Raw genomic sequence first — 13,639 nt, forward strand, 5'->3', positions numbered from 1 at the left:
CACTCCTTTCAACGTCATCTCAGGTCACCTCGATCCAGGACGACATGCCCGCCGCCGCATGGGCGAGCATGTGACAGTGCAAAAGCCATTTGCCCTGATTGTCGGCAGTGAACGCGACCTCGTGACTGCGTCCGGCAAAGGTCAGCACCGTGTCGCGCATCGGGCCGAGGCTTCCATCCTCGAGCACCTCGCGGAAATGCATTCCGTGCAGGTGCATCGCATGCGGGAACGCGGTGTCGTTGACGAAGCGCAGCCGCACCGGCTCGCCCTTGGACAGCCGCGCAAACGGCGCATCCCCCGGCCCTGCCTTGCCGCCGAGCGTCCAGAAATTGCCGCTCTGCATCAGCCCCTGCATCTGGCTGCGCGACATCCGGCCCATCGCGCCGCCTTCGATCTTCATCTCCAGCGGGCGGGCCTGCGTCAGATCGGGCGGGGCCATGTTCGGATTGGGCGGCAAAGGCGCAGGCGCGTCACGCCGCGAGCGGCTTGCGTCACCCGAAATCTCGAACGCGACCTGGCTGTGCCATTGGTCGTCATTGCCCAAACGTTCGATCGCCGCCTGAGCCCCGTCTCCGGTCACATCGACGATCAGATCGACGCGCTGCGCGGGCGCGAGGACCAGTTCCTCGGGAATGGCCTCCGGCGCGGGCAGCGGCATCCCGTCCAGCGCCACCTGCCAGCCTGAGAGCCCGGTCAGACGCAGCACGAAAATCCGCGCATTGGCGGCGTTGATCAGGCGCAGGCGCAAGCGCTCGTGGCGCTTGGCCTTCAGGGTCAGCGCATAGTGCCCGTTGGTTCCGACCAGATTGCCGAAGCGCCCACCGTGGCTGAGGTCCATCGGATGGGTGAAATCCGGCTCCAGCTGCGCAGTCTCGGGGTCGAGCAGCCAATCGTCGAGCAACAGCACCTCGTCGCGATCGACATCCGGGGCGTCCGGCTCCTCGATGATCAGCGCACCGGAGAGGCCGCGCGCGACCTGCTCCATCGAATTCGTATGCGCGTGATACCAATAGGTACCCGCGTCCGGCGCGACGAAACCATAGTCGAAGGTCTGGCCGGGCGGCACGGCGTCCTGCGTCAGCCCCGCCACGCCATCCATCGCATTGTCGATGCGGATGCCGTGCCAATGCACCGAGCTTGGCACATCGAGCTTGTTGACAAAGCGCCGTTGCAGGCGCGCGCCCTGCGGCACCCGCAACTGCGGCCCCGGCAGCGTGCCGTCATAGGACCAGACCTCGGTCTGCGGATAGCCCTCGGGGGCGACCTGGGCCATGGCGCGCTGCGCGGTCAGCGGAGTCGCGGCGGTTGCCGCGCTACCCATGCGCGCCGTAAGCGCCGTGGCCCCCATTCCGGCAAGGACCGCGCGGCGGGTCAGTTGGAAATTCTGCATCTCACTCGATCCCGTTCGCGCGCTGCAATTCGCGCACGTAAGTGACGATATTGGCGACATCGCCACGGGTCAGACCCTCCTGCGGGGGCATGTTGCCGAACTTCCAGTGATGCGCGCGCACGCCCGCCTGAACGGCGGCCTGGAAGGCCATGTCGCCGTGATGGGACGGCTCGTAGATCTTGTGAACAAGCGGCGGGCCGAAGCCCATCTTGCCGGTGGCATTCGCGCCGTGACAGGCCGCACAGGTCGCGTCGAAAGCGCGTTTACCCATCTGGGCCTGTTCGGTCAGGGAGGTCGGCAAGGTCACGGCGACGAGCGGATCGCCTTTGGCAGGCGTGGCCGCCTCCGCTTCGCTCGCGGTATCGGGTTGCATCACGAGCCAACCGCCGGCGGCGAGGGCCGCGACGACGGCGGCAGAAAGAATATAGCGTTTCATGGAGTATCCTGTTCGATCATGCGCCCGGGCTCGGGACGCGACAGACGAGCCCCCTCAGGGGCCAGCGACGGTGTGATCGATCAGATACGCGGTGGCGGAAGGTCGAGCTGCGGCTCATGCGCCAATGGCGCGGGCGTCTCCGCAGGCAGGAGCGTCACGGACAGGTCAGCCCGGCTCAGCGAGAATTCCGGCGCGAAGTCCAGCGTGGCCGAGACCATCATCTGCGCATGGGGGCAGGATTGGTCCGGCGTCGAGCCCGCATCGTGATGGCTGTCGGGACAGGCGGCACAATCGCTGACGGTGATTGCGTCCATCGCATCCATCGCACGCGCATGGGTCATCGCGGCAGCGGGTGCGCCCAACTGCGAAAGACCGATCAAACAGACCAGCCCGATGACGACGATATGCAGCGCTTTGCGCATGGCTCTCCCGGTTTCTCCCTGCCCTCTATGTGGTGGGCTCTGGCGCGGCTGTCAATTCCCGCGCTGCCCCATCAGGTCATCGAGGATCGCACAATCGGGGGCATCGTCGCCATGACATTGCGCGATCAGACGCTGGAGTTGCGCCTCCAATGCACTGAGAGAGGCGATCTTCTCGCGCACGGCTTCGAGGTTTTGCAGCGCGAGCGCACGCACATCGCGGCTCGCCCGCCCCTCATCGGCGCTCAAGCTGAGCAGGCGACGGCATTCCTCGAGCGAGAACCCGAGGTGCCGCGCCTGCGCCAGAAGCCGCAACTGCTCCACGCAAGCCTCGGAGAAATCGCGATAGCCATTCGCGCGCCTGTCCGGCGTGACGAGGCCGATCTCCTCGTAATAGCGGATTGTCTTGACCGGCAGCCCGGTCTGCGTCGCGGCGGTTCCGATATTCATCTGCATAGGCCTCCTGCGCTTGGTATATAAACCTTCCAGTCACTGGAAGCAAAAGTCACGCTCACGTGAGGGCCGCTGGAACATAGGGACGCGGGACCGGGTTTAGGAAAAAGATCGGTTATACTCTTGACCCTCCAGCAGCTGGAAGCCCTATCTGATCGGGCGAAGTTGCCGAAAGGATGAACGGATGACATCGCAGCACGCCCACCACGAGCCCCACGACACGCAGGAAACGGCGGACGCGATCACGCGTGACCCAGTCTGCGGAATGACCGTGGACCCGGATGCCGACAAGCCCAGTGCCGAGCATGACGGGCATCTCTACCACTTCTGTTCGCAAGGCTGTCACGACAAGTTCGTGGCCAAGCCCGATGACTACATCAAGGCGACCGATCCGGTCTGTGGCATGAGCGTGGAGCGCGCGACGGCGAAATATATGGCCAAGCTCGACGGCGAGCGGTTCTATTTCTGCTCCGAAGGCTGTCAGCACAAATTCGAGGCCCGCCCCGAGGATTATCTGGGCGCGCGTCCTTCCGCCAAGCCGATGCCCGAGGGCACGCAATATACCTGCCCGATGCATCCCGAGATCATCGAGGACAAGCCCGGCGACTGCCCGAAATGCGGCATGGCGCTGGAGCCGATGAGCCCCAGTGCCGATAGCGGCCCGAACCCCGAGCTCGTGGATTTCCGGCGCAGGCTCTGGATCATGGGGCCGCTGGCGGCTGCGGTCTTCGTGCTGGAGATGGGCGCGCATATCGGGCTGCCCTTCGCCGAGTGGATCGGGCCGAAAGCCTTCCTCTGGCTTCAATTTGCGCTTGCGACCCCGGTGCTGTGGTTCGCGCGGCCCTTCTTCGTGCGCGGCTGGAAATCGGTGGTGAATGTCTCGCCCAACATGTGGACGCTGATCGCTTTGGGCACGCTCGCGGCCTATCTGTTCTCGCTCGCGGGGCTTCTGGTGCCGGGTATCTTCCCCGCCGAGATGCTGAACGAGCACGGCCTGCCGCCGGTCTATTTCGAGGCCTCGGCGGTGATCCTCGTGCTGGTGCTGATCGGCCAGATCATGGAGCTGTCCGCGCGCGAGAAAACCGGCGACGCGATCCGCGCGCTGATGGACCTCGCGCCGAAAACCGCGCGCCGCGTGGGCGAAAATGGTGACGAGGACGTGCCGCTCGATCAGGTGCAAACGGGCGACAAGCTGCGCGTGCGCCCGGGCGAGACCGTGCCGGTGGATGGCGTGGTCGCGGAAGGCTCCTCCGCCATCGACGAGAGCATGATCACCGGCGAGCCGGTCCCGGTCGAGAAAACACAGGGCGATGCGGTCACCGGCGGCACGCTGAACAAGCAGGGCAGCTTCGTGATGGAGGCGCAGGCCGTGGGCTCGGAAACCACGCTCTCGCGCATCGTCGAGATGGTCGGCAAGGCGCAGCGCTCGCGCGCACCGATCCAAGGGCTGGCCGATCGCGTCGCGCTCTATTTCGTGCCCGCCGTGGTGGCCTGTTCGATCCTCGCCTTCATCGCATGGCTCGTCTTCGGCCCCTCGCCGGCCCTGGGCTACGCGACCGTGGCCGCCGTGTCCGTCCTGATCATCGCCTGCCCCTGCGCGCTGGGTCTCGCCACGCCGATGTCGGTGATGGTCGGCACCGGGCGCGGCGCAAGCGCGGGCGTGCTGATCCGCGACGCCGAGGCGCTGGAGCGCTTCGCCAAGGTCGACACGCTGATCGTCGACAAGACCGGCACGCTGACCGAGGGCAAGCCCGCGCTGACCGATGTGATTGGGGACGGCGTCTCGGAGGAAGAGGTCAAATCCCTCGCAGCCGCATTGGAACGCGGCTCGGAGCACCCGCTGGCCGAGGCCATCGTGCAAGGCGCGGAAGACGCGCCCAAACTGGACGCCGAAGGCTTCGAGGCGGTGACCGGCAAGGGCGTCACCGGACGCGTCGACGGTGCGCAGATCGCGCTCGGCAACGCCGCCCTGATGGAGCAGATCGGCGCGGATACCTCCGCTCAGTCCGAGACGGTCGAGCAGCTGCAATCGGATGGCAAGACCGCGATGTATCTCGCCCGCGACGGCAAGGTGATCGGGGTGATCGCAGTGGCCGACCGGATCAAGGAGACCACGGCAGACGCCATTCGCGCACTCCACGAGGAAGGCCTGCGGATCGTCATGGCCACCGGCGACAGCGAAGGCACCGCGCGGGCCGTCGCGCGCGAGCTGGGCATCGACGAGGTCCATGCCGGGGTCTCGCCCGAGGACAAGGCCGCGCTGGTCGAGAAATTGCGCAAGGACGGCGCCTCCATCGCAATGGCGGGCGACGGGGTGAACGACGCGCCCGCACTCGCCGCCGCCGATGTCGGCATCGCCATGGGCACCGGTGCGGATGTCGCAGTGGAGAGCGCAGGGCTCACGCTGGTCAAGGGCGACCTGACCGGCATCGTCCGCGCGCGTCGCCTCGCCGAGGGCGTGATGCGCAACATCCGCCAGAACCTGTTCTTCGCCTTCGCCTATAACACCGCAGGCGTGCCGATCGCGGCGGGCGTGCTCTACCCCGTCTTCGGCGTGCTCCTCTCGCCGGTGATCGCGGCGCTCGCGATGAGCTTCTCGTCGGTGTCGGTGATCGGGAACGCCTTGCGCTTGCGGAGGCTGAAGCTGTGACATCGGCGCGCAAAGATGACAGAGTTACGCAAAACTCCGGAGGACTCATGACACGTTTTCTTAGCATTCTCGCCCTCGTGGCGTTGCCCACCGTCAGCTACGCGCACGGGGATGGCAGCGCGGATGGGAGCGCGCATGACATGATGTCGGGCGATCACATGATGATGGACGACGCGGACATGGGCGACCATGAGCATATGGGTAACGAAGAGGACATGCCCGCACATGACGACCACATGATGTCCGACGACGCCCATGCCGACGGGCAGATGCCGATGACCTCGACCGCGCAGATGCCCGGACTGCAATCCGGGGACACGGGCGCGATCACCGAGCCGGGCCAGTCCGCCTTCGCGGCCATTCAGGAGATCGTCGCCTATCTGCTCGCCGATCCCGACACGGATTGGAACCGCGTCAATATCGAGGGCCTGCGCCAGCATCTGATCGACATGAACAACGTCACCCTGCGCGCCAAGATCAAAGAGGACGACATCGAAGGTGGCGCGCGCTTCGAGGCGACTTCCGACGACCCCGAGGTCACCGCCTCGATCCGCGCGATGGTGCCTGCCCATGTCGCGACGATGAATGGGGTCGAGGGCTGGGAGATGAGCGCCGAGGAAGTCCCCGGCGGCAGCGCGCTGACCGTGACCGGCGCGGATGCGCAGAAGATCCGCGCGCTCGGTTTCATCGGCATCCTCACCGTCGGCGCGCACCATCAGCCGCATCATCTGGCGATGGCGAAGGGCGAGATGATGTCGGGGCATTGAGGCCCCGATGTGCCTCGAAAAACTTCATTCGCGAAGGGGCGAAAAGCAGGGGCTCGCCGGTGAAACTCGGCGGCTCCGACCTTCCGTTTGCGCTCTGAGATGTGAGCTGTAACAGCTTCGGCGTCAGAAGTCGGCGACCAGCGGCGCTTTTCCAGCTTTCCCCACGTCCCGAGACTGTAGGTCCGCCGTGCCGCCAAGGCGCGCGGCTCCCTTGTCGTGACGGATCAGGATGATCGCCGGGTTGCCGATCGCTTCCGCCCGGATCGTCGCGGCGAGCGCGCCAAGCTGGCAGGTCGCGATCCTCTGACGGTCGGTCGAAATATCCGAGACGATCTCGACCTCGGAGACAGCCGGGACACCCGCCGCGATAAGGTTCGCCTCGATCACCGGCGCCTGCCGCACACCCATATAAAGCGCGAGCGTCGTGCCCGCGCGCGTGGAAGCACCCCAATCGGGCGTGTCGTCGTCCGCGCGGCACATGCCGGTGGCGAAGACCACGCGATCGGTGGCGCCGCGTTCCGTCAGCGACCGGCCAAGCGCGGCCCCTGCGGCGGAGGCTGCGGTCACACCGGGTACGATTTCGACCGGGATGCCGTTGGCGCGCGCGGCGGCAAGCTCTTCGGTGGCCCGCCCGAACATGCACGGATCGCCGCTTTTCAGCCGCACGACCCGCTTGCCCTGCAGCGCCGCCGCCACGATCACCGCGTCGATCCGCTCCTGCGGCCAGGCACAGGCGCCGACCGCTTTTCCGACATAGACAAGCTCGGCCTCCCGGCGCGCCAACTCCAGCACCTCCGGATCGACGAGGCGGTCGTAGAAGATGATATCGGCTTGGCTCAGACGCTGAGCCGCCCGAAGCGTCAGCAGATCCCGCGCACCGGGGCCCGCCCCGACAAGCGCGATCGCGCCCTGTTTCGCGCGATCGGGCGCGGATCGGGTCGGGGTCGTCGCCTTAGGCGAGACGCCTGCCAGAGCCAGCCGCCAATCGTGGAAAACCTCGCTCATGAAAGCCAGAAGCCCCGGCTTGCGGGCGCGAAGCGCGGCGTCGCTCGGGGCAAAGGGGGATGCGGCAGAGAGTTTCATGATCATCTTCCTTTCAAGCGGCGCGCGCGCTGTGTCGGTGCGTCCAGAGATCGGCGGCGCGCGCGCTGTGTCGGTGCGTCCAGAGATCGGCGGCGCGCGCGCGGGGCTGTGCGATTCCGGCGGTGTCTAGCGCCAGCTCTGCCGTGCCGAGAACGATTTCGGTCGCGAAGGGATCGTCGATCTCGCCCGACCAGAGGCGCCCCAGTTCGGCGGGATCGGGGGCTTCGTCGGCAAGGCGGCGGGTCGCATCGCAGCTTGCCGCGCCCTGCCCGGTCCATGCCTCCCCCGCCCGCAGACCGAAGAGCGCGATATCCTTGCCCGGATGGCGCTCGAACTCGCCGCCCCCGCCCTTGATCACCGTCATCGCTTGCAAACCCAGCAGCGCGCAGGCATCGGCCTGCAGCTCGCGATAGGGCGGATGGAAGACACCCTGAACGGAGGCCCCCGCGCCGCCTGGGTTGAGCACCCGAAGCACGGTATTGACCGCCGAGCGCAGCCCCAGAACCTCGCGCAGCCGCAGCAGATCGAGCGCGCGCGGCGCGAAATTTTCAAGCGGGAGATAGGCGATCTTGTCGCGTTTCAGTAGCGCGGCAGCGTCCTGCATGTCCTGCGCCACTGCGATCCCTGCGCCTGCGAGCGCGTCGCGGACGGAAGCCACGGGCGACTGATGCGAGTTCCAGCCGTGGAGCAGAACCGGCTCTCCCGCCATTGCCACCAGCCGCGCGGACAGCAAAAACCACGGCAAGCCCCGCGAACGCCCCGCCGCATAGCTCGGCCAGTCGAGCGCGGGCGCGGGGCCGGTCCAATCCGGCAAGGTCTCACGAATGGCTTCGGCGAAGCCCGCGATCTCGGCGGCACTCTCGCCGCGATAGCGCATCAGCATCAAAAGCGCGCCGACGGCTTCGGGGGCCGCCTCGCCACGCAGGATCTGGCCCATCGCGTCGCGAGCCTCATCGCGCGTCAGCGACCGCGCGCGGCCCGGACCGCGGCCCATCGCGTGGATATAGGGAGCGAGGCTCATTCGGCGGCCTCGCGGGGTTGGGCGCTCGCCAGCAGCGCCGCGAGTTCGGGGCGGCAGGAGCCGCAATTGGTGCCCGCCTGCAGGGCCGCGCCGATCGCCTCGACAGAGGCTAGCCCCTGATCGGCAATCGCGGCGAGGATCGTGTTCACGCCGACATCGAAACAGGCGCAGACGATCGCGCCCGGATCGGGCTGATCGGCACCGGCGCGCCCGGCCAGCAAGCTCGGCTGATCGGTCTCGCCCAGCAGCGCCGCGACATGGCCGCGCGACACCGCGACCGGCTCGGGGGCCGCAAAAAGAACCGCCGAGACGCGTCCCTCGACCATCAGCGCGATCCGCGCGAGCCCCCGGCCATCATCGATCATCGTGACGGCTTCCGCGTCGGGCAAAGCGAAGAGGTCGCGCGCGAAGGCCTCCCAATCGGCAGGTGCCTCGCGCCCGGCCATCTCGATCCGCCAGCCGCCTTTCGCCCGGGCCTTGGCCCAGTAACCGGCGCGCGGCGTGACATCATGCGCGCTCACCGCAAAGCCGAACCACGCAGCCTCATAGGGGGAGACCTGCACAGCGCAGCCCTTGCTTTCGGGCTGGCCCGAGACGGGATCGACATGGGCGGCGACCAGCGCATCGACGCGTCCATCGGAGGCGGTCTCGCCCGTCCAGTGCATCGGTGCGAAGACCGAACCGGGTTGCATCCGGGTGCTTTCCAGAACGCGCAGAACTGCGCGACCCTGAGCATTTTTCACTTCCGCCAGACCTGCCGGGCGCAGCCCCAGCTTTGCAGCATCCGAGGGGTGAATCTCCAGATAGGGCTCGGCCATGTGCAGGCTCAGGCGCGGCGATTTCGCGGTGCGCGTCATCGTGTGCCAGTGATCGCGCACGCGGCCCGTGTTGAAGCGGAACGGCGTCTGCGGGCTCAGCGCGGTTTTCGGCGCGCGGGGCGTGATCGGCAGCATCCGCCCCTTGCGGTCGGGCGTGAAGAACCCGCCCCGCTCGAAGAACCGGCCGCCTTTCTTGGCAGGACCTTGCGGCCAGACAAACGGCGCGAGCGCCTCATAGTCCGCATTCGTGATCGACTTGTAGTCGGAGATGTCGAAATCGAGCCCAAACCGTCCTGCGACCTCGGACAGCGCCGCATATTCGCGGAAGATCGCCGCCGGGCCTTCATAGGCGAAATGCTCGGCCCATCCCATTTTCGCGGCCACGTCGCAGATGATCTTCCAGTCGTGACGGGCCTGGTCCGGCGCAGGCAGAATGGGACGCTGACGTGAGATGCAGCGCTCGGAATTGGTGACGATCCCGTCCTTCTCCCCCCATCCGGTCGCGGGCAGGATCACATCGGCCAGCTTCGCGGTGTCGGTGTCGGCGGTGATATCTGAGACCACGACGAAATCGCAGCCCGCGATGGCGGCGCGCACACGGTCGGCCTCGGGCATCGAGACGGCGGGATTGGTGCAGATGATCCAGAGCGCCTTGATCCGGCCCTCCTCGACCGCGCGGAACATGTCGACGGCCTTGAGGCCCGGACCCGGCGCCATCGTGGGGCTGGCCCAGAAGCCCTGCACTGCGTCGCGATGCTCCGCGTTCTCGATATCGAGGTGGCAGGCGAGCATATTCGCCAGACCGCCCACCTCGCGCCCGCCCATCGCATTGGGCTGACCGGTGACCGAGAACGGCCCCGCGCCGGGTTTGCCGATGCGGCCCGTGGCGAGGTGACAATTTAGGATTGCGTTGACCTTGTCGGTGCCGGAGCTGGATTGGTTCACGCCTTGGCTGTAGATCGTGACGACCTTCTCGGAGCCAATCCAGAGCCGCGTGAACTCGGCCAGATCGGCGGCGCCGAGACCGGTCGCGGACGGATCAGACGCCTGCGCCGCCGCGAGCGCGTCGTCAAACCCGCTGACATGGGCCGCGACGTAATCACGATCCACCGCGCCCTGCGCCGCGATCTCGGCCAGCAGCGCGTTGAACAGCACCGCATCGGCCCCCGGCGCCACGGCCAGATGCAGATCGGCGATGTCGCAAGTCGCGGTACGGCGCGGATCGACGACCACGACCCGCATCTCGGGCCGCGCTTTTTTCGCCGCCGCGATGCGCTGGAAAAGCACCGGATGACACCAGGCGAGGTTCGACCCCACGAGCACGATGACGTCGGCCTGATCGAAATCTTCATATTGGCCGGGCACGGTATCGGTGCCGAAGGCGCGCTTGTGCCCCGCCACCGACGAGGCCATGCAGAGGCGCGAATTGGTGTCGATATTGCCCGAGCCAATGAAGCCCTTCATCAGCTTGTTGGCGACGTAGTAATCCTCGGTCAGCAACTGACCCGAGACGTAGAAAGCCACGCTGTCAGGACCGTGCTCAGCGATCGCCGCTTTGAACCTCTCGGCCACCAGATCGAGCGCCGCGTCCCAATCCGTCGCCTGCCCGTTCACGACCGGGGCCAGCAGCCGCCCCTCCAGATCGACCGTCTCCCCCAGTGCAGACCCTTTCGAGCACAGCTTGCCCGCATTGGCGGGATGGGCCTTGTCGCCCCGGATTTCCATCCCGCCCATCCCGTCGGGCGAAGCGAGAACGCCACAGCCGACGCCGCAATAGGGGCATGTGGTGCAAATTGTCGGAGCAGCGCGGGTCATCGTTTCACTCCGGTTTAGGCTGCGCTTTGCGCGGCGAGCTTGCTTGCGTCGATCAGCAAACGGCCCGACTCCACACGCAGATCATAGGTCGGCACCTGCCCCTCGTCGGCACCCTGAGCTTCACCCGTCTCGAGGCTGAACACCCAGTTATGCAGCGGGCAGGTCACCTTGTGGCCGTGCACGATCCCCTCCGAGAGCGGCCCGCCCTTGTGCGGGCAGCGATCCGAGAGGGCGAAAACGGCATCATCGGCGGTGCGGAACACCGCGACACAGCCCATTTTGGTCTTGATGACGCGCGCGCCCTGCACCGGAATGTCGTCGAGGGCTCCGATATCGATCCAGCTCATTCCGCAGCCTCCTTCGTGAGATCGGCGAGCGGGCTCCAGGCGCGCTCGTAGTGAGGGGTCGCGCGTTCGGCCCATGGGTCTTTCTGATAGACGGATTGGGAGATATCGAAGCGCTCGATCAGCGCCGCGCGATTTTCGAGATCGTCCACGACCTGCGCGATGATCCACTCCAACCCGCCGGTCTTGGCGATCCATTTATAGGGCCGGTCGAGGTAATTCGCGCTCTCGCGATAGAGCTGCAGGAAGGCCACCGAGATATCGATTACCTCCTGTTCGGTCGCGACCTTGGCCAGCGGCTCGGTCTCTTTCAGCTCCATCCCGGCCGCGCCGCCGACGCTGATCTCGAAGCCCGAGTCCACACAGACCACGCCCAGATCCTTGCAGGTAGCTTCGGCGCAATTGCGCGGGCAACCCGTCACCGCCATCTTGAACTTGTGCGGCGTCCACGAGCCCCAGAGCCGCTTCTCCAGCTTGATCCCGAGCCCGGTCGAATCCTGCGTCCCGAACCGACACCAATCTGTGCCCACGCAGGTCTTCACCGTGCGCAGACCCTTCGTGTAGGCATGCCCCGAAACCATTCCGGCGGCATTCAGATCGGCCCAGATATGCGGCAGATCCTCTTTCTTGATGCCCAGAAGGTCGATGCGCTGACCGCCCGTGACCTTGACCGTCGCGTCGTATTTCTTCGCGGCTTCGGCAATCGCGAGCAGTTCCTCGGGGGTGGTCATCCCGCCCCACATGCGCGGCATCACCGAATAGGTGCCGTCCTTTTGGATGTTCGCGTGGTTGCGCTCGTTCACGAAGCGGCTTTGCGGATCGTCTTGATATTCCAGCGGCCAATCGGCCAGCAGGTAATAGTTCAGCGCCGGGCGGCAGACATGGCAGCCATTGGGCGTCTTCCAGCCCAGCTCCTGCATCACCGCCGGTTGCGATTTCAACTCTTTAGCCTTGATTAGACGGCGCACATCCTCATGCGGGTGATCGGTGCAGGCGCAGATCGGTTTCGCGGTGGGCAGGACGAAATCATCGCCCAACGTGACCGCCAGAACTTGCTCCACCAGCCCCGAACAGGTGCCGCACGACGCGCTGGCTTTGGTGGTGGCCTTGATCGCGTCGAGCGAAGTCGCGCCCGCTTCGATCGCGGCCACGATCTGACCTTTGCATACGCCGTTGCAGCCGCAGATTTCTGCGTCAGCCGGTAAGGCTGCAACGGCCGCCATAGGGTCCACCGAGGCGCCCCCTTGGAAGGCCGGGCCGAAGATTAGCGTCTCGCGCATCTCCGAGATGTCGGTGCCGCCCTTGATCAGACCGTAGAACCAGTTGCCGTCGGCCACGTCGCCATACATCACCGCGCCAATGACGCGGTCGCCCTCCAGCACGAGGCGCTTGTAGACGCCGCGCGCGGGATCGCGGAAGACGATGTCTTCGCGGCCTTCCCCTTCGGCGAAATCGCCTGCCGAGAACAGGTCGCACCCGGTGACTTTCAGCTTGGTCGAAACTTCGCGGGGGATGTATTCGCTGGCCTCCCCGGTCAGGGTCTGCGCAGCGACCTTCGCCTGATCGTAGAGCGGCGCGACAAGACCGAAGATCTGCCCGTCGAACTCCACGCATTCGCCAAGCGACAGGATATCGGGGTCGGAGGTCAACATCTGCGCGTCGACCTGAATGCCGCGCCCGGTCTCGAGGCCTGCCTCCTTGGCCAGCGCGACCGAGGGACGGATGCCCACGGCCATGACCAGCAGGTCGCAGGGCAGCTCGGTGCCGTCATCCAGCTTCAGCGCCCGCAGCTTGCCATCTTCACCCAAAATCTCCTTGGAATTCGCCGAGCAGCAGACTTCGATCCCGCGATCGGTGAGCGCACGGCGCAGGAGGTAACCCGCCGCCTCGTCGAGCTGGCGCTCCATCAGGTGGCCCATGATATGGACCACGGTCACGTCCATGCCGCGCAGGCGCAGACCCGCCGCAGCTTCGAGCCCCAGCAGACCGCCGCCGATCACCACGGCGCGCGCGCCGGGGCGCGCCGCCTCGATCATCCTGTTCGTGTCGTCGAGATCGCGATAGGCGATCACGCCGTCCAGATCATGCCCCGGCAGCGGGATGATGAACGGGTTCGAGCCGGTGGCGATGACCAGCTTGTCGTAAGCGACCTCACCCTGCTCGCCGATGACGACCTTGCGGTCGCGGTCGATCCCCACGACCTTCTCGCCGAAGCGGCAGGTCACGCCATGGGTGTCATACCAAGCCTCGTCATGGGTGACGATTTCCGCATAGCTCTTCTCGCCCGACAGCACCGGGCTCAGCATGATGCGGTTGTAATTGCCCCGCGGCTCCGCGTTGAAAAGGGTGACATCCCATGCGCCGGGAGCGGCTTCGAACAGATGCTCGAGCATCCGCCCCGAGGCCATGCCTGCGCCGATAACGACCAGTTTCTGCATCTCGG

General features: G+C 66.3%; 11 protein-coding genes. 2 read left to right on the forward strand and 9 right to left on the reverse strand.

Translation table 11 applies throughout. The annotated features are described in order from the left end of the window. Positions 1-19: 19 nt before the first annotated feature. The 4 genes from F8R15_RS05865 to F8R15_RS05880 form a co-directional block, all read right to left on the reverse strand. Positions 20-1,348 (reverse strand): multicopper oxidase family protein, encoded by a 1,329-nt coding sequence (locus tag F8R15_RS05865; protein WP_305798610.1) that lies wholly within the window; start codon positions 1,346-1,348, stop codon positions 20-22. Positions 1,349-1,391: 43 nt separating this feature from the next. After that, complete coding sequence (locus tag F8R15_RS05870; protein ID WP_152843933.1) at positions 1,392-1,826, reverse strand: cytochrome c; 435 nt, start codon at positions 1,824-1,826, stop codon at positions 1,392-1,394. Between the two features lie 80 nt (positions 1,827-1,906). Then, positions 1,907-2,248, reverse strand: coding sequence for a hypothetical protein (locus F8R15_RS05875; protein WP_152843934.1), 342 nt, complete (start codon positions 2,246-2,248; stop codon positions 1,907-1,909). 51 nt (positions 2,249-2,299) lie between these two features. Next, complete coding sequence (locus F8R15_RS05880) at positions 2,300-2,695, reverse strand: MerR family transcriptional regulator (RefSeq protein ID WP_152843935.1); 396 nt, start codon at positions 2,693-2,695, stop codon at positions 2,300-2,302. 187 nt (positions 2,696-2,882) lie between these two features. Here F8R15_RS05880 and F8R15_RS05885 point away from each other — a divergent pair, with 187 nt between their 5' ends. Beyond that, positions 2,883-5,348, forward strand: a complete 2,466-nt coding sequence (locus F8R15_RS05885) for a heavy metal translocating P-type ATPase (protein WP_152843936.1) — start codon at positions 2,883-2,885, stop codon at positions 5,346-5,348. Positions 5,349-5,395: 47 nt separating this feature from the next. Next, positions 5,396-6,115 (forward strand): hypothetical protein, encoded by a 720-nt coding sequence (locus F8R15_RS05890; RefSeq protein ID WP_152843937.1) that lies wholly within the window; start codon positions 5,396-5,398, stop codon positions 6,113-6,115. 123 nt (positions 6,116-6,238) lie between these two features. Here F8R15_RS05890 and cobA read toward each other — a convergent pair whose 3' ends face one another. Genes cobA through nirB form a run of 5 tightly spaced genes read right to left on the reverse strand, consistent with a single transcriptional unit; the run spans position 6,239 to position 13,634 of the window. Further along, the gene (cobA, locus tag F8R15_RS05895) at positions 6,239-7,198 is read right to left on the reverse strand and encodes a uroporphyrinogen-III C-methyltransferase (RefSeq protein ID WP_253732433.1); all 960 of its coding nucleotides are present in this window, start codon (positions 7,196-7,198) and stop codon (positions 6,239-6,241) included. A gap of 13 nt (positions 7,199-7,211) precedes the next feature. After that, entirely contained in the window at positions 7,212-8,219 is a 1,008-nt protein-coding gene (locus F8R15_RS05900; protein ID WP_152843939.1) for a glycosyl transferase family protein, read from the reverse strand. After that, positions 8,216-10,852 carry a nitrate reductase gene (locus F8R15_RS05905; RefSeq protein ID WP_152843940.1) on the reverse strand — a complete coding sequence of 879 codons (2,637 nt, stop codon included), beginning with the start codon at positions 10,850-10,852 and terminating at the stop codon, positions 8,216-8,218. Before F8R15_RS05905 ends, F8R15_RS05900 begins: the two co-directional genes overlap by 4 nt. Before the next feature lie 14 nt (positions 10,853-10,866). Beyond that, complete coding sequence (gene nirD / locus F8R15_RS05910) at positions 10,867-11,199, reverse strand: nitrite reductase small subunit NirD (protein ID WP_152843941.1); 333 nt, start codon at positions 11,197-11,199, stop codon at positions 10,867-10,869. Next, complete coding sequence (gene nirB, locus F8R15_RS05915) at positions 11,196-13,634, reverse strand: nitrite reductase large subunit NirB (RefSeq protein WP_152843942.1); 2,439 nt, start codon at positions 13,632-13,634, stop codon at positions 11,196-11,198. Before nirB ends, nirD begins: the two co-directional genes overlap by 4 nt. Positions 13,635-13,639 lie beyond the last annotated feature (5 nt).

Source organism: Thioclava sp. JE_KL1, from assembly GCF_009296265.1.
Taxonomy (GTDB): Bacteria; Pseudomonadota; Alphaproteobacteria; order Rhodobacterales; family Rhodobacteraceae; genus Thioclava.